Genomic DNA, 19,538 nt, shown 5'->3' with positions numbered 1-19,538 from the left:
CATTGTAGAATTGCCAAGTTGAATGATCAATGAAGATGACGGCTAGCTTTATTTCTCAAAAAGAGAGTGGTATGGTTCATAGGGTAACTCTAGTTGGCTGGATATCTGAAGAAGGAATTCATCCGCTTTCTTAATCAGGTTCATTAGATGTGTGGGCTGCATTTTGCTAATAAGGGAGTTCTCCTGTGATAAAAAGGATAAGGATTGTATAAATATCAACGGCTCCACATTCATCTCCGAGTCTTTGGGGAGCATCCGCAGTATTTCTTCTAGCAACATATTTGAAATAGGCTGCCTTCTCTCCTTCTTTATATATAAAGCGGTTAGCATGGATCCTAATGCCCTGTTGCATAGTAATATACTGACGTGATGCATGTTTTTGTCAAAGAAATGCAAAGATAAATTCATATATTCTTGAGAGCAGCTGGCATGAAGAACAATCATATCCTGGTAAAAGCCGCCTGTTTCCTCATGTTGGGAGGATGTATTCACATTCAGGTCGGTATCTCTTGTTACCGTCGATTTCATAATTAGCTTCACTCCCATTTTTCACTAAGAACATACTCTAGTTATCCAATTTAGTATTTTCCAGTATCTGTATTATAACATTCCAACCGTTTTGTAGGCAATAGCCTACGGAAATTCCCTTATAGAAACACATAAGATGAATTTAACTATCTATTAAGGGGTTATAACGTGGCTAATCATAATGATAAATCCATAGAGTTACTAGCCTTCGGCAGAGCTCTCCGAAATATTCGTAAAGAAAAGAAGCTCACCCAAGATGAGCTGAGCCTGTATTCCCGTGTCGACCGGTCTTATATTAGTGAGCTAGAAAACGGAGAAAAAGCGCCTACTTTGCTAACGATTACTGCATTAGCAAGGGCGCTTCATGTTAAGGCTTCGGTTTTGATAGAGGGGTATGAGAGGGAATTGGAGGAAAGGTCTTTACTGTAGGTGACAAGATAGAAATGTTTTATCTTGAAGCCATTAAAGAATATGAAAGCGTTAGGCAGGTAGTGTGATATAAGAAACTTCAAAGCAAACTCAGGTCGAACTCCTTTGTCATTGCCGTTTCCTCTACAGAACAGCCCATTTCATCAGAGGGACTTGTATCCAAAATAATAATTGGGCTTGACAAGATCATCGGATGTTACCAATTGTTATAGGTGCAGACGATATTCCCCACCATGAGATAGTGACTTTGAGCCAGATGGAGATGATGGATTTTGGTTTAAAAACAGCTATACTGTTTGAGCAAGTTTATCGAGCTATAGGATCATTAATAATCATCCTTACCACAAGCGAAAAAATTATGTGAGTTATTCGTCATTATCATTAAAGTGCAAACAATTGATTATTCTAGTTCCCCAGCTTTTTGTACAATCATGATCGTGAACAGGCTCATACCATCGTTCAGACCAACAACCCAAATCACCAAGCATTCGAATGGCTAATGAGACTGCCTCTTGTTTATACATTTTTGAATCTAGGATGTCACTATGCACAAACTCTTTTTTGAACGTTTCTAAATCAGAAATGTATTCGAGTGAGAGACTTTCATTATTATACTCAGTTGTATTATCTAATGCAGATAAAGGTTCTACTATCCAATGTTTATTTAGCTTTCCTCTTTCATTTATATAATCTCTAATGTAGTTATACTCTGGCTCACAAATGTCACAGGTAGCGGCAATATGCAAAGCCCATATGGCGTTATAGAATATAATGTTATCAGGATGCCCTTTCATCCTTTTTAGAATTTTAATACTTTGCTTGAGTATATATTTCACGCCATCAGATTGTTGTTTAAATAGAACCGCTAACATCCCTAAATAAGCTCCTGAGCAGTCTTCAATGAACTCATCATAATCTCTGCATAAACCAAAATAGGGACCAATCATCTCCGTATAGCTACTGTTCTCTTGCCAGTCCTTTAACATAAAAAGATATGCTTTATCACTCTTGACACAATATAAGATAGCTAGATAAATTCCATAAGAAAAATGATACGCTATGTAATCTTCATAATTATCATTACAATTGGAGCCATTAGATATTTTTTTGTCCAAGAATCTAATGAACTCATTGTGCAGGATTGGGAGTTGTTGAGCTAATTCTGCATAAATCGGCAAAATTTCGCTCCATTTGTGCTTATACACATTTTCTATGTGTTCAAGCACAGAAGTTATATTAATCTCTTTCCAGTATTCATCAAAAGTGAATAACTTCATTAAGCCCTGTATATTAATATTCTTATTGATTCTCCTATGTTGTGATATCACATCCAGAATCAATTTGTTTAAATCGCCTTTAGATATCTCGTAAATTCTATAGTTATTACTCCCATATTGAAACTCGAGATCTTTAAGTATTGCTGGATTATCACCGGATTTTACGAAAACGTGAAAAAAGAATAATGGCTTTTCAAAATATTGATTGGATTTTCCGAATATCTTAAGTGGATTTGCGGATGAAGCATTAGTAGAATAACTTTCTATTTCGAAAATCATTATTGGATAATTTGTATCTTCCTTATCAATAAACCAAGCTATATCAACTGCTTGGTTGGTTTCTCCTTTTTTCACAGGAGACTCGGCCCTAACATGATAATTAAGTATGATGCCAAGATTTAGAATAGCCTTTATTAGATCTGTGCCTTTAGCTAAAGTATGTATTCCCACTTAAATTAGTCCTCCCATGTTAAAATCCTACTGAAATTTCAAATATCTAACGTCAGTTCACTTAACTTTAAGAATTCCATAAACTGTAGTATAGTCTATCTTATTAGAAAATTTTAGCGGGTGGTGTAAATATGGATGTTGCAATTCGCTCTAACATTGAATCATTGAAAACGATAACAGAAGTGACTTGGCAGGATGTGCTAGAAACAGATTGCGAGGGGGTAAAAAATAAGCTTCTTCTTGAAGACGATTACATTAAATTATTGGACTCTCTTCCCAAACAAATCAAAAATTCTATTTTAGAACCTTTAGGTGTGTCAAAAACAACCGAACTCCCACGGCCTCTAGCTAATCAGACAAAAATGGATATCTTATCAATTGGCTATCTCAAAGAGTTTACTTCCCAATTAACCGGGGAGATAGCTATAGAGTATCTTAAAGATGGCTTAGTTCAAAGTGGATTTTGGGAATCAGTTGAAAAAACATCCAAATTGAATCGAACGATCTATGCTTTTATGTTATCACAAATTGATGTAGAACTATTACAAATGTGCTATTTAGTGAGCAGATGCGAAAAGTTTGCATATGAAGAATATCTTCTGTTAATGGATATGGAAACTATATTCGATCCACTTAAGCAAGCTCAATTACGCCAAATAGAGCAGATGGGAATTGTAGATCCTACAATCACCATTGATCTTATTAACGGAATATTAGAGCGTTATGAATCATCTAGTTCTACAAATTTGTCAAGTACTTGCTTAAAAATCCTCCACTACAATAATGAAATTTTAATTTTTATCCTGCGAGAATCTCAACGTGGAGGCTTAAGAACTTTTCAGAAATACATCGTAGACATGAATGCTGATTTAATAGTTTTTAGATTTAGTCCAACTCTTAAAGATCTTAGAGTGCGAGCGGTCAGCGTCGTAAAAGAAGAAGTCTATTTAACCATTGCAAATAATATTATCATTAATCTCGATCAACGGCTGCCTGCTAACTATGTGAAACGTAGCAATGGTAACTCTATTGAAGTATTTCAAACTTTTCTCCAAACACTACTAGTCGATAATGTGCCTGGTGTTGAACTTAATTTAATTGAATTAGTCACTCCACTTCCTGGAAAACCATTAATAACAGTTGAAAAGAAATCTGGAGAAATCTCGTTGATTCAATCGCTTGAGGATACATCAAGAAAAGTCACATTGTCACTACTTATTCCTGATTCCACCGTGAAAAAAGTAAAGGTCTCATTCGCTGTAAACAAAAAAAAACATATTTTCACCTTCTATTTTTCAGAAGTCTCAGAACAAATTTACATCACAATATCTGGTACTGGTGGAGGTTCTCAAAAAAAGAGAAGTTTAGTAGCCTTATTACATGATCATACTGATGCTCGTATAGTAGAATCTAGGGAGAGGTAACTATGTTAATTCCAGTATTGGGGACACGTTATACCAACGACCTTCCATCGTACATTAAAGATCTTAAAAATAATAACTATATTAATTTAAATAAATTCATAGAACTTGATTGTATAGGCAGAGAGAGCACAAGTATTGGAGATAGGATGATAGGTTGTAGACAAAAGACCATCCTGCCTGCTGAAAAAGAAATTGATTTACTTGAGTGCTCTCATTGTGATAATTATTATATCGAAGAAGAAATTGCTCGCTGTTGTAACATCTACTTTGAAATTACTTCTATTAATTACAGTAAAGTTTTTGAAGAAACTTTAAAAATAATTCAATCGACTGGTTGTACACTAGTAAATATTGATAATCGAACTGGTAATTATTTTTTACAAGTTGAAGAGCGTCAATATCTTCTAGTTCTCGAGGAAGAGGCAACTGACTTCTTATCTATATCTAAGGCAATTCAAGAAAATAATGGTCTTATCTTCATTAAACTAGTTGAAAATAAACTGCCCACACTCCCTGATACCATTGTCACTATATCAGCAATAGATATAATTAGTTCCGGGTTTGAAAAAGAAAAATATAGACTTCGTGATTTGCCAAGTGCCCAAACTGTTATTGAAAGCATTCAAAAAGTTTCTCTTGTTGAAGAAGAAATATTAAGCAAAAGTTCGTTAATAACTTGGCAAGCGGTTGAAAATGAGTTAACTAATTTTTTCTTAGATAAACTTCGCTCCCAACAAATTCAACTATACAAATATAGAAACATGCTAGACTCGTATCCGAGATTCCGGAGGATTCCTGTCAACGCTGCTGGTGCAGGTAATGCTGATAAACTTACAATTGATCTTTTAGATTATTTAGACGAGGTGATTAAAGGCGACTTTACAGCAGATGCAAAATGTTATACTACAACAGCCGTTGATCATCACACTATTGAAAAAGTACAACATCATCTATCTAAAGATAAATTTAACTCAAAAAGAATTCTAATATTAGCCACTACTAATAAAGTAACATGCTGGGATGATGTGCATGACTATAAAATAGCAACTGGCCAGTATCGATTATTAATATTCTCTGCGAGGATTATTGCAGAATTAGTTGTTCAGCTTGATTTTGCTGATGACTTCTTGTCTCTCCTTCAAAATTGCATAGCTGCCGAAAATCAAATCAAGATAACAAACAAGAAAGGCACTAAAACCCCTTAATATCTTAGGTGTTTTAGTGCCTTTACTTATTAAGTCGAATTCAATTGTTTCTTAAAGTTTGAAGTATGTCACCTAAAGATACATTGCTCTGATCAGCCCCCTCATGCATGTAAATAATAGAATTGGGCTCAGTAGCATACCAGACAAATGTATCCCAAGCAATTGAAGGAGTAAGTTTCTTACTAACCCCATCCGTTCTATCTCTAAACGCGGTAACAAAAGTATAGTCTTTTCCCCTATAGCCTGCTTCCTCCGCTATTGAAATAAGCTCTAGCTTTCGTCTATCCGAAATTGGCCCATCTGTAGCAACGCATTCAACAAAAACAATGAGCGGTTCTTCCCGACCAAGATCAACCATTATAATATCTGGTAGTACCTTAGTTACATCAATATGAAATCCGATTGCAGTACAAATCCTATCGTCATTCACAACAATTTTTTTTGCTGATTCACTGATTAATAGAATAGCAGGCTCTTTAAGAAATACCTTTGCCATCTTCTCCACCACAGATTTTGCTATATCAGAACTCGGTCCTGGAGATAATTTCCTCACTTCGCCATTCGGCAATTCTACTAGTACACCATCATCAATTGATGTTGCCATATTTTTCGAAATAGCAATCCTTGCTCTTGCAATGGCTGATAGATTTAACTCCTGCCAATTAGCAATTGCTTGAAAGAGTTCTTCTTCGGAGAGTTCAGTATTAAATAGTTCCGCAAAATCAGACTGTAAAGTATATCTAGGTGCCGGCGATGTAGTAGCAAGCCCACTCTTTTCAACAATAGCCCCAAGATGGACAAGTGTGCGAATTGTCTCATCACGAATCGATTCACGAGTATTTTCTTTGTACCACCTGCCCGGAATGTCTTTTTCTTTCTTTTTTCTATTTAAATTATTCTCAAGCCATGAGTACCTTGCCTGCTCTTCTTTTATCTTGGCCTGCTCATCTGTCATACAAGTGACAATTGCAGGTCTGATCCAATTCTGCCCCTGCACGCTGAATGAATACAGCATCACAAATATAGTCTTAGCACCGATTTCTCTCAATATATATCCGTTTGGATCAAGTCCTCTGGTAAAAATCAAACTCAACCTTCTTGAAATTTCTTCAACGCTCGGCACCTCAGTCGAAAGCCAGTTGTATCTCATTTCACCCTCCAAGATTATAAGCCTTCAACACAATTTTCTCAACGCAACAGCTTAAATCTTCTGCACTAATCTGGTTTGAGTTATATTGTTGTATTAAGCCCTCAATACTCAATACTTTCTTTAACGGTGGCAGTGGTAAGGCATGGATTTCCGATGCCGAAACCGCAACACTACCTGATATACATCTGAATATACGATCTACAATTGTAGTACTTAGAATCAAAGATAATGCTTCAGGTGAAAGTTTCTGCTTATCAACCGAATGAATCATATTAACATGATTTTCGATGACAGCTCCATTCCACTCTGACAAGAAATCTTGAGGTAGAACTGTTGATATTAGACGTCTTTGTTGTTCTTTTGACGTGGTCCGTTGCAACAACACTACTGGTTTTTTGCAGATAAGGAAGTCTTGCTCATCTTGTATATTTATAAATTTCGGTTTTTTATTTATATAATCAAAAGTGAAGTCCCCATTCACTATCGAATGTGACCAGATTATTGGATATGAGCCAACTTGCGGGTTATTTTCAAGTTGTTCCTTGTGTCGGTTCCATACTAGTGGCCCAGTTGATACTTTATATCCATAGTCTTTAAGTGTAGTTTTCATTTTATTGAGTTTCTTAATCAGTTTAGTCTCAGAACTATCCCTCGGAAGAAACCACGGACTCGTTCCTTCATTTATTTGAAATGTTCCTACTCTATTCACTCTATAACCCACAGTGTCTGTCTTGATATTATGAATGCTTGTTTCTTTGGAATCGTTTGGGCCGAAAACAGTTAAACATGTCTCTTGTAAGACCTCATCAAACACACCCGAACGTTCTGTAATAAAGTCAATGTCTAAGGGTGGGGCTTCTTGCATTAGCAAGTTTCTTAAGTTAGAGAAATACTGCCCCCCCATAAATGAGGTTGGGGTTACAAAACCAATGAAACCTTCTACCGACTTCATTCTCAGAGCAGCATCGATGAATAAACCGTACATATTCGCATGACCATAAAGGGATCTCGAGTATGCTTTCCTAAGTTCTTCATTGAGAGTAACTCGACCATAAGGAGGATTACCGACGATGAGTTGGTAGCTTTTATTTTGCTTCAATGCATATTGTATTGTATCATCATGTCGCACGACATTCTTCATCTTACGACCAATTATACACGCGTCTTGATATGTAACTACATCGAGCATCACTTGTGTCAACCACCCAGCAAATTCATCAATCTCTATCCCTGAAATATGATTTTCCAGATGCCGAATTCTTTCTTCTGCCGGTATACATTTTATTCTATGGTCACCCAAAATTCGATTTGCTACAGGTACTAAGAACGCTCCCCCACCGCATGCAGGATCCAAGATGCTATCTTTAGACCAATTAACTCCCTCAGAACCCAAGAGATCAAGTAGCCTTTCCGCCATGACCGGAGGTGTATAATAAATACCGTATTCAGCTTTGTATTTCTGAGGTAGCAAATAAGTATACAGTACTCCGATGTAATAGCTGCACTCTATGATCGAGAGAGTGGACAAATAGTTCGCGATTTCTTTAGCCAGTTTGTTGCTCTCTATATCTAATTGTAATCTTTTATACTTACAGCTTCTAAGCTCAAATTGTTTCTTAGCGTCAACAATTCTCCACAGTGCTTTCAATACCAGATAACAAAATGATGGGGAAAACAACATCTCATACTCTCTATTGGTTTCAACATGTTTTCTTTTATTGTCCATTGCTTGTGATTTATAGGTGTCCCAAGATTGTTTAGTTATTATGTGTGAAATTTCATTTCTTAGAGACATTAGATCACCATCTTTTTCAGTAGTTTTATAACCATATATCATTCGCCATACTACGCTGCTTTTCCTGCTCTATCAAAAAAATTACTTATATTTCCTTCATTTTATAATATTTTTTCAGAAGTTCTGTACCATTGAAATAGTAAATGCGTTCGGCATTAATGTAAGCTCTCCATCTTCAAACTTACCAATAGGATCTTGAATGACGACAATGTCACGATATTCTCGCTGATCAATTTAATAATCCGATACAAGTAATATTGATCTGCATTTGAGGTGATTCCAAATTTCATCGAGCTACGCACACTGCCTTTACGATATTTTAAGATCTGCTCTGTAGCCTTTATGAGCATATGAAAGCATCTCATCTTATCAATAGACTTACACTCTCCACATGCACCGTATGCGGAAACATATCCACAGGCGTTACCTCCACCGTGCGATACCCGCCATCCTCCAGCACCCGCAAATCCCTTGCCAGCGTTGAGGGATTACAACTCACATACACCACACGCTCCGGCTTCATCTCAAGAATCGTCTCTAGCAGGCGCGGATCGCACCCTTTACGCGGTGGATCGACCACGATGACATCAGCCTCGATGCCCTGCTCTTTCCAGCGTGGAATCACATCCTCAGAAGCGCCAACCTCAAACTCCACATGCTTCATACCATTGAGCTCCGCATTCGCACGCGCATCCTCGATCGCTTCCTTCACGATCTCGACTCCATACACCTTCTTGGCATGCTGGGCCAAGAACAGGGATATCGTCCCAATGCCGCAATAAGCGTCGATCACAGTCTCTTCCCCGGTTAATCCCGCATACTCCACCGTCTTCCCGTACAGCACTTCGGTCTGAGCCGGGTTCACTTGGTAGAAGGAACGCGCTGAAATCGCAAACTTCACATCTCCAATATAGTCATGGATGACCTCGCGGCCCCACAGGACACGAGTCACATCCCCGAAAATAACGTTCGTTTTGCGTGTGTTCACGTTCTGGCAAACACTAACAACAGCCGGGAGCTCCTCACGGATGGCAGAGATCCACTCGTTCACGCGCGGAATGCGCTCGCCGTTCGTGACGAGCACAATCATCATCTCCCGGGTAGCAAAACCGATCTTGACCACCACATGACGAAGCAGGCCTTGGCCGGTTTCTTCATTGTAAGCGGTAATTCCTAGCTTCCGGCCAATGGCTTTGACGCGGCTGACGACCTCGTCGTTCTGCTCGTGCTGGATAAGGCATGTCTCCATGTCCACGATCCGGTGGCTGCCGCGGGCGTAGAAACCGCCGATCAGGCCACCTTCCGTTACGCCGATCGGCACCTGGGACTTGTTGCGGTAGCGCCAAGGCTCGCTCATACCGAGTGTCGGCCGCACGAGGATCCTCTCTTGATCTGAATCAACGCCGGACACGGCAGGATTCGCCCCATTGGTTTCAGAATTCTCAATGTCCCCTCCACCATCTGTGCCACTCCGTCCGTCGCCCACACGCGTCTCTCCAGCACCTTCCGCCTCACGTACCACCCGCAGCTTCCCGATCCGCTCCAGGTTGTCCACCACCAGCTGGCGCTTCCACTCCAGCTGCCCGGCATAACTCATATGCTGCAGCTGGCAGCCGCCGCATTGGTCGTAGATCGGGCATGGGGCCGCGATGCGGTTCGGGCTCTGTTCGACCAGCTCCAGCAGTTTGGCGTAGCCATACTGCTTCTTGGTCTTGAGCACCTTCACTCGGGCCTTCTCGCCCGGCAGGGCGCCCTGAACGAACAGGGTGTAGCCCTCCGCACGGCCAACCCCTTCCCCGTCATGGTTCATTCCTATAATATCGATCACGACCTCGTCGTTCTTCGCCACCGGCAGGTCCAGGAGGGCCGCCGAAGCCGCCGGCTTGCCGCTGCGGCGCATGTCGCTTCCCTTGCGGTTCTTCTTCATGATGTGCTGTTCACTTCTTTCCGTTCAACTTGTCCCTTACTACTCTATATTCCCATTCGGCGTCCCATCCATAATGGAGCGGATGATCTTCCGTTAACCTTCATTCGCTTAAACAACAAAAAGCTCCCCCAAGGGAGCTTAGCGCACAAGCTCACGTCCATCATTATACGGGAGCCTCGTATGTTATTCAATCCATTCAGCCTGCAAATCCAATCATTTACTTACAACAACGTATAGCCTAAGCGGCGATCCTCGGCCTGTTCCATCTCTTTAAAAATGGTCCATCGCCCCAATCGCCTATCCATCACTAATGCGATCAGTCCACGCTGAGCCATCGGCAGCAACCATCACGCCTTACGCGCCCCGATGCCTTACGCCTCTCAGCCTGCCCCATCTCATCCAAAAATCCGCAAATGCTGCGGCAGGACGCGGAACGTGCCTGGCAGGACGCCGCCGAACTCGCCGTCCAGGTTCAGCTGAACCGGTCCCGGAGAGACGACCTCCATATAGTCGGTGCGGAAATGCACGACTCTCTTGTCGTTGATGTGCTCGCCGCGAAGTGCTAGTGTAGCCACGCGCACGAACTCCGCAAGATTGCACTTGCGCAGGGCAATGACGTCGAACAAGCCGTCGTCGATGCTCGCGCCCGGCGCGATTTTGTCGAAGCCGCCGACCGAGTTGCTATTGGCAATGAGGAACACCATGAATTCGTCATGGATCGCCGGATGACCGCTGGCGTTGATGATGAGCTCCTGCGGCGTAAGGCTGACCATTTTCTCGATCCCCTTCAAATAATACGCCAGCTGCCCGATCATCGTCTTCAGCTTGCTTGGCACCTCATAGGTGAGCTCGGTCAGCGTACCGCCGCCCGCAATATTGATGAAGTAACGATCATTCGCTTTGCCCACGTCAATCGGACGTGTCTCGCCCCGAATCACTAGATCGCAATACTCCTCCCAGTTCTTCGAGATGCCGAGCGCCCGCGCAAAATCGTTCGTGGTGCCCAGTGGGAAAATACCGAGCGGCGGAAGGTTATCCCTGCCAGCCATCCCGTTGATGACCTCATTGAGCGTACCGTCTCCGCCGGCCGCGATCACAAGATCGTAGCCGCGTTCGACGGCATCTGCCGCTTCACGGGTCGCATCCCCCTCTCCGGTTGTTGCATGACAGGAGGTTTCGATGCCAGCACTGTCCAGACGGTTCAATATATCAGCAAGCCGACGCTTCATTTCCTCCCGGCCGGAGGTTGGGTTATAGATTAATCTTGCATTTCTCATTAACGATACGCCACCTACTTATGATTTCAAGGATAGAAGAAGAAGTTTAGCCTGCGACTCCATCCACTGCGGCAGCAGCGGATGCGGAAGCAAGGTTCTGCCTGAATATCGGCATTCCAGCCCCTCCAGCCGATCAGGTATCACCTTCTCCGTAAAATACCCCTCACTTAAAAAAAGCGGAGCTACGATCACATCGCAGCCGCGCTCCATCCATGCTGTCACCTTGTCCCGAACATCGCCGGGACTGAGTAAGGCATAATCCGCGCTTGTTCCGCTTACCTCGCTAACTCGCTGTGCCAAAGAGTTAATACCCTTTTCCCAGCGGCTGCGAAACAGATCATGCCGGCTGCCGTGTCCGACGAGAAGAATAACTTCTTTCGCCGGGTTCACGGACAGCTCTTTTACCTTATCCCATACCATGGCCGCCATCTCGGGGTCGTCGTCCATCGGCGTACCAAAATGAACCCGGGACTGGACCCGAAACGGCGCCAGGTCCGTCTCCATGTCCGGAGCATCCTTCGCTCCTATAGCATAAGCTATTTCGTCGACATGTGTGCTGCCGGACGAGACAAATAGAGGAATGACCACAATGTCGGTGACACCCTGGTCTTCCAAGTCCGTAATGCCGTCCTGAATCAGACGGCCCTCTACCAATTCCAGATACGAAGATACGACCGGTATATCCATATGAGAGGCCAGCTTCTGGACGGCTTCGTCCACCAGCGACACCCATTTCTGTTCACGTGAACCATGACTAATAACCAGCACACCCGGCTTCGTCATAAGTTTAACGTCCTAAACGCTCCAGCGTCATTTTATAACCGTCATTGCCGTAGTTCAGGCAACGCTTCACACGCGAAATCGTTGCGGTGCTGGCTCCCGTTTCTGCTTCAATCTGGTTGTATGTGCATCCCTTGCCCAGCATGCGCGCCACTTCCAGCCGCTGCGACAAGGACTGAATTTCGTTAACGGTGCAGAGATCATCGAAGAATACATAGCACTCTTCCACACTGCCCAGGGTTAATATCGCTTCGAATAATTGATCGATGCTTTTATCATTTAGCTTCTTTAATTGCACTGGATGATCATCCCCTATTGTTACTGTGTATAACACTCGCACTCCCATTGTACCCGAGCGGATATAGTATTTTCAAGCATTAACGATTTCACGCACTACAGGACAACCATTACCCAGAGGCAGCATCCCTTATACACGCTCACATTTCGCATCTCCAGTGCTCGCCAAAATCTTCCTAGGCTATCGCCCGATTCCGCTCCTATCCCGAAAATCGGGACATCCGCCTAAACCCATCGCCCGCCCGCATCATACAGTATTGTATCTTAACTCAAAAAGGAAAGTGATATCATGACGCGTCATTCTCACTATTATCACCGCCGATCCACCAACCAGCGCTCCCTCATTGAAAATGAATCACTGCCCCAGGCGCCATCGCCATACCCTGGCATCTCTCCATACAGCGATTATCCGGAAGTGGGCGAAACCGCGTTATATCCATATACCGACGGTGTAACGGACATGGAGGCTTCGGCTTCGGCTCTGGCTCCATCCACGAATTCCGGTGGCGGTGGCCTGGCAGGTCTCCTTGGCGGAGGAGGCAGCAGCGGCAGCGGCGGTGGAGGCGGATTAAGCAAGCTCCTCGGCGGGCTCGGGGTCAACAATATGAGCGACGTTAAGGGACTCATCGACCGGATGGGCGGCATCGACGGCATCGTCAACAACATTGGCAAGGTACAAAAGCTCATGCAGGGCTTCCAGCAGCTTGCCCCCATATTCTCCGTGCTGGCAGGCGCACTTAAGAAGAAAGGCAAAAGCGGATCAAACACATTTACGGACCAGAATGAGGACGCCTACGAATACAGACCGAGAAGACGCCGCCGTTCCTCGGGAAGCCGGCGCCGCTCCGGATCGCGCAGAACATCCGGCAAAAGCAGACGTCGCCGTTGATTTATGTAGATCGGTAGGCTATAAACCCTACTGTGAGTCACAGAAACACCGCAGCCTCTGATCTTCGAAGGATATTGGGCACGATTGGTTTAGCAGATACGTTTGAAACTCACTATAGGCGGGATCATCCGAACCAACATACATCATGCAGCAGGCTTCAGTCTGTTACACTAGGCTGGAGCCATATCCTTTTATCAAATTATGCTATCCTCATCAGCGCGTCCAGTCCCCTTCGGGGCTGGCTTCTTTATTCTCGACGCTTTCGAGTGATTTTAACCGAAACCAATAGGAGCCGCGCAAACCGGAACGCAGCAGCATCATAATACTGCCCAGCAGGTACAGTACGGTCGGGATTCGCTTCATATGGGGATAGAACATCATGATGCTGCCTGCAATGAACAACAGGCCCGTCGCAATCTCGCTGATGACCATACCCACCTCATAGCGGTTCGTAACGGCCAGCTTTCGTTTTCGCTTCCAAGCCAAGCGAAGCATCCGGCGCAGCAGCCGGGAACGCAAAGGCTCATCTGGTTGACGCGATGAACGCTTCTTGGGATGTGGTTTGAGCCTGAGTTTCATATGCAGTCCCTCCTCTGCAAGCCTTTACCCCTTACGGAGAAACAAGAAACCCCAGCGATTTAGCATTCGCCTTATGGTGCAGGACAACCTTACCGCTTATCCGATAACTTCTTGGCAAGGACTTGGACCCAACCCACAGCAACTCTGACTAACATGCCTCTATTTCCGAATGGCATCACGATGTCCACGTCATAATAAACCTTTTTATTTAAACCAGCCTCTGCGCATAAACCACATCACCATGCCCCCGCCAAGCACAAACATGAGAATCAGCACGAAGAAGTACCCGTAATGCCACTCCAGCTCCGGCATATTCTGAAAATTCATCCCATAAATCCCGGCAATCAGGGTGAGCGGCATGAAGATGGTCGTGATCACTGTTAGTGTCTTCATGATGGTGTTCATCCGGTTCGAATTCACGGATATGTAGCTGTCACGAAGATCCGCCGTCATCTCGCGGTCGGCCTCGATCATGTCCGCCAGCTTCAGCAGATGGTCGTAGATGTCGGAAAAATAAGCATGGTGCGCGTGGTGCTCCAAATGCTGCGAGTTCACGATCCGGTACAGCAAATCCCGCATCGGCACAACCGTCCGCCGCAGGCGAAGCAGCCTCGAACGCAGCGCAAACACCTGATTCATTAGCTCCTCGACCGAATCCTTCTCACCTCGGCTTTCCAGCTCGGCCAGCTCGTCCTCGATGGCAAACAAGCTGGGGAAGTACTGATCCACCAGCTTATCCACGATCGTATAGGCCGTGAAGCTCGGACCGTCCTGGCCCAGCGGACCCTTGCCGGCGACCGAGGTCACGCGTTCCCAAGCGTCATTCATTTCGGGCAGCGCCTTTTCGTGGAAGGAGACAATAAACGAAGGTGCAAGAAACAGATCCACCTCGACGACTTCCAGAGTATCCGGCTGAAGGGCATGCAGGACAAAAAACTGCATCTGTTCGTAATAATCCAGCTTCGGCCGCTGCAGAATGTGCAGGCAATCCTCCACCGCCAGCGGATGAAAGTGAAAGTAGCTCTCCAGCATCCGGGCCTCCTCCGGGGTGGGCTCACTGAAATCGACCCAAATCCAGGCATAGTCCTCTATTCGAATCTCTTCGAGTGAAAGTCCGATTACGGCTTCGTTGCTTGGCGTAATAGATAACGTACGAATCATGATACGACTCCTTCCCTGCACCTTCGGTTTCGTTAGACAAAAAAAGCCAATCGATTCCTGATTGGCCCACTACTATCCATTATCTATGTGTAATTACGTTTTAGAAAAGAATTTTAAATATGATTCCTGCCAGTACAGCCGTAATCGGAATCGTAATAAACCAAGTCACAATAATGCGTCCTGCCAGAGACCATTTCACGGCGGAGAAGCGTTTCGCTGAGCCTACACCGAGAATTGCCGAGGTGATCGCATGGGTTGTACTGATCGGCAGATGAAGCAGCGTAGCCGAGAAGATGACGGATGCGGCCGAGAAGTCAGCTGCGAACCCGTTGATCGGCTCGATTTTGAAAATTTTCGTACCCATGGTCTTGATGATCTTCCAGCCACCGATCGAGGTCCCGAGCGCCATCGCTGTCGCTGCAGAAATTTTAACCCAGAGCGGAACTTCCATCTCTGTCAATTGACCGGAGGTGACCAGAGCAAAGGTGATAATCCCCATCGCCTTCTGTGCATCGTTGGTGCCGTGCGTGAAGGATTGAAGTGCTGCCGTAAAGATTTGCATCGTACGGAAGCCTTTATTCACCGTATGCGGGCTGTGTTTAGCAAAGATAACCTTGAGCAGCTGCATGACCAGATAACCGATCACAAAGGCAATGATTGGCGATAGGATCAACGCCAAGACGATATCCTTAAATCCGGCATAATTCAGCATGTCGCTTCCCGCGCCGACAAATACCGCACCGGCCAATGCCCCAATCAGCGCATGGGAAGAGGACGAAGGCAATCCGAACCACCAGGTAACCAGGTTCCAGATGATGGCTGCAAGCAATGTTGCAATAACAACCTCGATCCCGTTATCCAGCTTGGTCGGATCCGCGACGCTGCCGCCGATGGTTTTGGCAACCCCTGTGAACAGCATCGCACCGATGAAGTTCATACTGGCTGCAAGCAATATGGCTACCCGCGGTTTCAAGGCCCGGGTTGATACCGACGTTGCAATGGCATTCGCCGTATCGTGGAACCCGTTGATGAAGTCAAATGCAAGCGCCAAAAAAACAACAATTACTAATACTAACATCGTTGTATCCATTGTTCAGGACTCCCTTACGAGTTGCGCATAATGATGGATTCCAGCATATTTGCCACGTCTTCGCAGGTGTCCGTGGTCGTTTCAAGACGTTCGTAAATCTCTTTTTTCTTGATCAGCAGAATCGGGTCAGAGACGGTGGCGAACAGATCCTTGATACAGATGCGCAGCAGCTCGTCGCCTTGGTTCTCCAGATCGTTCAAGCGGATCGTGTACTCACGAATAGCCAGAAGTTTCTTTTGAGAGAGCAAATGAATGGCTTTCTGAATTTCGTAAGCCGATTGACGCAGAATTTCAGCAAACTGTACCATGTACTCGTCAGGTTTCCCCAAATTGTACATATAGAACCGGGATGCGGTTGCTTCCAATCCGTCCATCACATCGTCCATGCTGGTTGTCAGGTCCATAATATCATCGCGTTCGATTGGCGTGATAAACGTTTTGTTGAGCTCAGTAATGATGGTATGTGTATAGGTATCACACTGGGACTCGTATTTTTTCATTTCATTGGCAAATTCAAGCACATCTTGAAGATTGGAAACGTGCTGCGAAAAATAATCTGCGGCTTGTACCACCGTATCGGCCATATTCTCCAGCGTTTGGAAGAATATATCCTTCTTCTTCAATTTCATACTCTTAACCCCTTTTTTCGATAAATTGCCGCGAACGCCCTCAAAAGATAGACAACCTTGACTATCTTATCACATCCATGGCAGGGTGTGTATAGAAAAGTAACACTCAGAAATGTAAGGAACTAACAAAAAAGAAGATGCATGGATATCGCTTCAATTCTCCTGCCTATTAACATCTCCGTATGAGTGCAAATTATCCCGACAGAGCATCCTCCATCCACATCTTATGCATCAAGGATTCGTAATGGTCACATGGCTTTCAAAAGAAGGCGAATTCGGCACAATGTTGAAATACGTCGTTCCTGGCACCAACGGCACTTCCTTGCCGTCCTTCACGAAACGGATCGCATCGCCCGCTGCGCGTACCCACTGCCCCTCGATGACTTCTCCGCGCTGGAACAGCATCGCTTTCCCGCCCGTTTCCACATTCACGGCAAGCCGGCCCACATCATCCAGCACTTTATGATCCGCCCCCAGCACGATTACATTCGCGGCCTCCAGCTGAACATTATCGTTGAGATCCACATGCGGCGATCCGTTGACCCACCGTTTGTACGTATTGGTCGAACCGTCATACTGATAAGCCACCACATAACTATCCAGTAAAAATTTGATTTCTACCTTCTCCCCGGGTTCACCGGACACAACCTCCACAGGCGCCGTTCCCTCTGCACCATCGCCGCTTGCAGCCGCCGGCTCCGAATAGAACGAATATTGCGGCACTTTCACGTCGTTGCCATAATTAAGCTTGGCTGCTCCTTCACGGAGCTTCTCGTCGCTGGAATACAGATTATGCGGCGCTTTGCGTTCCTTGTCTCTCCAGAAGAAGGAGCCTGCATTTCCGATCTCGTCCATATCCTGCTTGCCTTGCTTTTGGATGATGCTATAAGCTTCAGGGCTACCGCCAGCATGTACAAGAACACCGCCGTAGCTCTCGCCTAGATTGATCAGATAAGGACGAATGCTGCGAATCGGCCCGATCTTCTCAATGCCGCTCTGGCTTTGAAAAATGCCGATCAAACGCGTGATCCCTCCCTCCGCCAGCACTTCATACACCATGTCCGCTTGTCCCAGACCCGACTGCGGCCTTGCCGCCGGGGCGTTATTGATCATAATGGCCAGTGGCCGCTGCGTCAGTGACGCTTCTAACGGCAATCCTGTCAGAGGTGACTTATATGGAGAAGATGCATTCTCCTGAGGCACTTCCACTGGCTGCTCGATCGGAGCCTCCACCACCGGCGCCGGGACAGACTCTGCCTGCTGCTTACCACCACATCCGGACAGCAGCAATACTGTCGCCATCGACAGCAAGCTTGTCCTCCATGCGAATTTCCTGAAAGACCCTTTGCTATGCATATTGTTTCCCCCTATGAACGCTCCCATTACTTATTACCCTAAATTTCCAACCTATTTGCCCAAAATTCCCAACCAACAATCAACTTTAGTTTACATTTAATCACAAAATCCGTGCTTTGTCTGTATCGTGCTTTGTCTGTATATAGAAGGGGATACATCCAGATGAATATCAAAGGTAACCCGATTTCTTAAAGCAAGTCTTCGATGTTCACTGAAGAAAAGGACCTGACACCGCAGGTCCTTTTCTTCTTTGCTTAGTCAAAGGCTGTATTTGGGACATTTGTAATTGATCAAAGTATCTGGTGGCTGGAATGTTCATGATTCTAGTATTGCTCTCTAGCAGCAAAGCGCCATGTAATCCATATCCCACTAAAAAACTTCAAGTCTATTGGTTTTTGACAAGAACATAAATCGTTAAAACAAAAAAAAGCCGCAACTAAGCGACTTTTAAGCATACATGTTCTTGTCATCCAAGGACTTCATCGTTGACTAGACTTTTTCTTTTGCTTCTTCAAAACTCATCCATTTGTACTTTAATTAAGATTTTATTGATTCAGTTGAGATGGATTCACTTTCTGAATTTGAACGATGATGTCAAATGTTTTACCTAATGATAAATCAACAGTTGTTGGGATATCTGGACCTACCATAGTTATTCCAGCGAAAACGGGATGTTGCTCGTTTAGCCAAGTTTTTGTCACTCCGCTTGCCTTACGTAAATCAACAAAAAACTGGTCGTAATTGACTTGTCCAAACGTATAGTTATAACTATTCGGGTCATCTAATTTTAATGTTCCATAGGGCCCAAATTCTTGGTTACTGTTATAAACATTGTAACGTCCCTCATAGACAGATGTTCCAATGGATACATACCGTTTCCCATAATGTTCTGCTAAATGCTGCCCAGCTACTTTAGGGTATACGAAAGGGATCATGTTTGTTTTCGAAACGTGTCCATTATGGCCCCACACGATTGTTTTTCCTACATGTTCTTCTGTCCACTTCGCATTTTCATACATGGCAATATCATGTTTCAAATAAAAGTCTTTCTGGTTATCAGGATATGAAGCTGCCATTGTCGTAAATTGCTCGATAATACGTGCATTTTGTTTGATCCATGCGAACTCTTGGGATTTTCCATTTTCATAAAATCCTCTCCTTAAATACTTTATGATTTGGTTTGATAAGAGATATTCTAGTTCCCAAAATTCTCTTCTGTATCCTACTGCACTCGTTGTCATGTGCAACAGTGTCAAAATGTCATATGACACACCTTCCCAAAGAAGTGACCGAAT

The 19,538-nt window shown here is 44.4% G+C and carries 17 protein-coding genes and 1 pseudogene; 4 read left to right on the top strand and 14 right to left on the bottom strand.

Going from position 1 to position 19,538, the window contains the following annotated elements:
- Positions 1-48 precede the first annotated feature (48 nt).
- A complete protein-coding gene (locus tag AB4124_RS28435) occupies positions 49-528 on the bottom strand; it encodes a hypothetical protein (RefSeq protein ID WP_441974923.1) in 480 nt (159 codons plus the stop codon).
- 168 nt (positions 529-696) lie between these two features.
- On the opposite strand from AB4124_RS28435, the gene AB4124_RS28430 reads away from it, so the two are divergent.
- Entirely contained in the window at positions 697-957 is a 261-nt protein-coding gene (locus AB4124_RS28430) for a helix-turn-helix domain-containing protein (protein ID WP_441974922.1), read from the top strand.
- A 365-nt stretch (positions 958-1,322) separates the two neighbouring features.
- Here AB4124_RS28430 and AB4124_RS28425 read toward each other — a convergent pair whose 3' ends face one another.
- Positions 1,323-2,684 (bottom strand): hypothetical protein, encoded by a 1,362-nt coding sequence (locus AB4124_RS28425; protein ID WP_441974921.1) that lies wholly within the window; start codon positions 2,682-2,684, stop codon positions 1,323-1,325.
- Between the two features lie 131 nt (positions 2,685-2,815).
- Here AB4124_RS28425 and AB4124_RS28420 point away from each other — a divergent pair, with 131 nt between their 5' ends.
- Together AB4124_RS28420 and AB4124_RS28415 are read left to right on the top strand one after the other, a co-directional pair.
- Positions 2,816-4,108: a hypothetical protein gene (locus tag AB4124_RS28420; protein ID WP_441974920.1), complete on the top strand. Its 1,293-nt coding sequence runs from the start codon at positions 2,816-2,818 to the stop codon at positions 4,106-4,108.
- A gap of 2 nt (positions 4,109-4,110) precedes the next feature.
- The gene (locus tag AB4124_RS28415; protein ID WP_441974919.1) at positions 4,111-5,313 is read left to right on the top strand and encodes a hypothetical protein; all 1,203 of its coding nucleotides are present in this window, start codon (positions 4,111-4,113) and stop codon (positions 5,311-5,313) included.
- A gap of 40 nt (positions 5,314-5,353) precedes the next feature.
- Here AB4124_RS28415 and AB4124_RS28410 read toward each other — a convergent pair whose 3' ends face one another.
- The 6 genes from AB4124_RS28410 to AB4124_RS28385 form a co-directional block, all read right to left on the bottom strand.
- The gene (locus AB4124_RS28410) at positions 5,354-6,463 is read right to left on the bottom strand and encodes a BsuBI/PstI family type II restriction endonuclease (RefSeq protein ID WP_441974918.1); all 1,110 of its coding nucleotides are present in this window, start codon (positions 6,461-6,463) and stop codon (positions 5,354-5,356) included.
- Position 6,464: 1 nt separating this feature from the next.
- Positions 6,465-8,258, bottom strand: coding sequence for an HsdM family class I SAM-dependent methyltransferase (locus AB4124_RS28405; RefSeq protein ID WP_441974917.1), 1,794 nt, complete (start codon positions 8,256-8,258; stop codon positions 6,465-6,467).
- Positions 8,259-8,619: 361 nt separating this feature from the next.
- Complete coding sequence (rlmD, locus tag AB4124_RS28400; protein WP_441974916.1) at positions 8,620-10,185, bottom strand: 23S rRNA (uracil(1939)-C(5))-methyltransferase RlmD; 1,566 nt, start codon at positions 10,183-10,185, stop codon at positions 8,620-8,622.
- A 395-nt stretch (positions 10,186-10,580) separates the two neighbouring features.
- Positions 10,581-11,462, bottom strand: coding sequence for a diacylglycerol kinase (locus AB4124_RS28395; RefSeq protein WP_076325555.1), 882 nt, complete (start codon positions 11,460-11,462; stop codon positions 10,581-10,583).
- A gap of 18 nt (positions 11,463-11,480) precedes the next feature.
- Positions 11,481-12,245, bottom strand: a complete 765-nt coding sequence (locus AB4124_RS28390) for a sirohydrochlorin chelatase (RefSeq protein ID WP_430201928.1) — start codon at positions 12,243-12,245, stop codon at positions 11,481-11,483.
- A 4-nt stretch (positions 12,246-12,249) separates the two neighbouring features.
- Entirely contained in the window at positions 12,250-12,540 is a 291-nt protein-coding gene (locus AB4124_RS28385; protein ID WP_053489879.1) for a YerC/YecD family TrpR-related protein, read from the bottom strand.
- A 288-nt stretch (positions 12,541-12,828) separates the two neighbouring features.
- Here AB4124_RS28385 and AB4124_RS28380 point away from each other — a divergent pair, with 288 nt between their 5' ends.
- Entirely contained in the window at positions 12,829-13,428 is a 600-nt protein-coding gene (locus AB4124_RS28380) for a hypothetical protein (RefSeq protein ID WP_441974915.1), read from the top strand.
- Positions 13,429-13,641: 213 nt separating this feature from the next.
- Here AB4124_RS28380 and AB4124_RS28375 read toward each other — a convergent pair whose 3' ends face one another.
- The 6 genes and pseudogenes from AB4124_RS28375 to AB4124_RS28350 all read right to left on the bottom strand — a co-directional run.
- Positions 13,642-14,007, bottom strand: a complete 366-nt coding sequence (locus AB4124_RS28375) for a YrhK family protein (protein WP_076325558.1) — start codon at positions 14,005-14,007, stop codon at positions 13,642-13,644.
- A 204-nt stretch (positions 14,008-14,211) separates the two neighbouring features.
- Entirely contained in the window at positions 14,212-15,168 is a 957-nt protein-coding gene (gene corA, locus AB4124_RS28370; protein WP_430201924.1) for a magnesium/cobalt transporter CorA, read from the bottom strand.
- A gap of 100 nt (positions 15,169-15,268) precedes the next feature.
- Complete coding sequence (locus AB4124_RS28365) at positions 15,269-16,258, bottom strand: inorganic phosphate transporter (RefSeq protein WP_076325560.1); 990 nt, start codon at positions 16,256-16,258, stop codon at positions 15,269-15,271.
- A gap of 14 nt (positions 16,259-16,272) precedes the next feature.
- A complete protein-coding gene (locus tag AB4124_RS28360) occupies positions 16,273-16,887 on the bottom strand; it encodes a DUF47 domain-containing protein (RefSeq protein ID WP_053489885.1) in 615 nt (204 codons plus the stop codon).
- 231 nt (positions 16,888-17,118) lie between these two features.
- A complete protein-coding gene (locus AB4124_RS28355; protein WP_441974914.1) occupies positions 17,119-18,243 on the bottom strand; it encodes a DUF3048 domain-containing protein in 1,125 nt (374 codons plus the stop codon).
- Between the two features lie 545 nt (positions 18,244-18,788).
- Positions 18,789-19,391 (bottom strand): annotated as a pseudogene (locus AB4124_RS28350) (erythromycin esterase family protein); the annotation flags it as partial.
- Positions 19,392-19,538 lie beyond the last annotated feature (147 nt).

The sequence above is a fragment of the Paenibacillus sp. 2KB_20 genome, assembly GCF_052115765.1.
Classification (GTDB): Bacteria; Bacillota; Bacilli; order Paenibacillales; family Paenibacillaceae; genus Paenibacillus_AQ.
The sequence above is the reverse complement of the archived record's forward strand: the minus strand, read 5'-3'. Positions and strand labels throughout refer to the sequence as shown.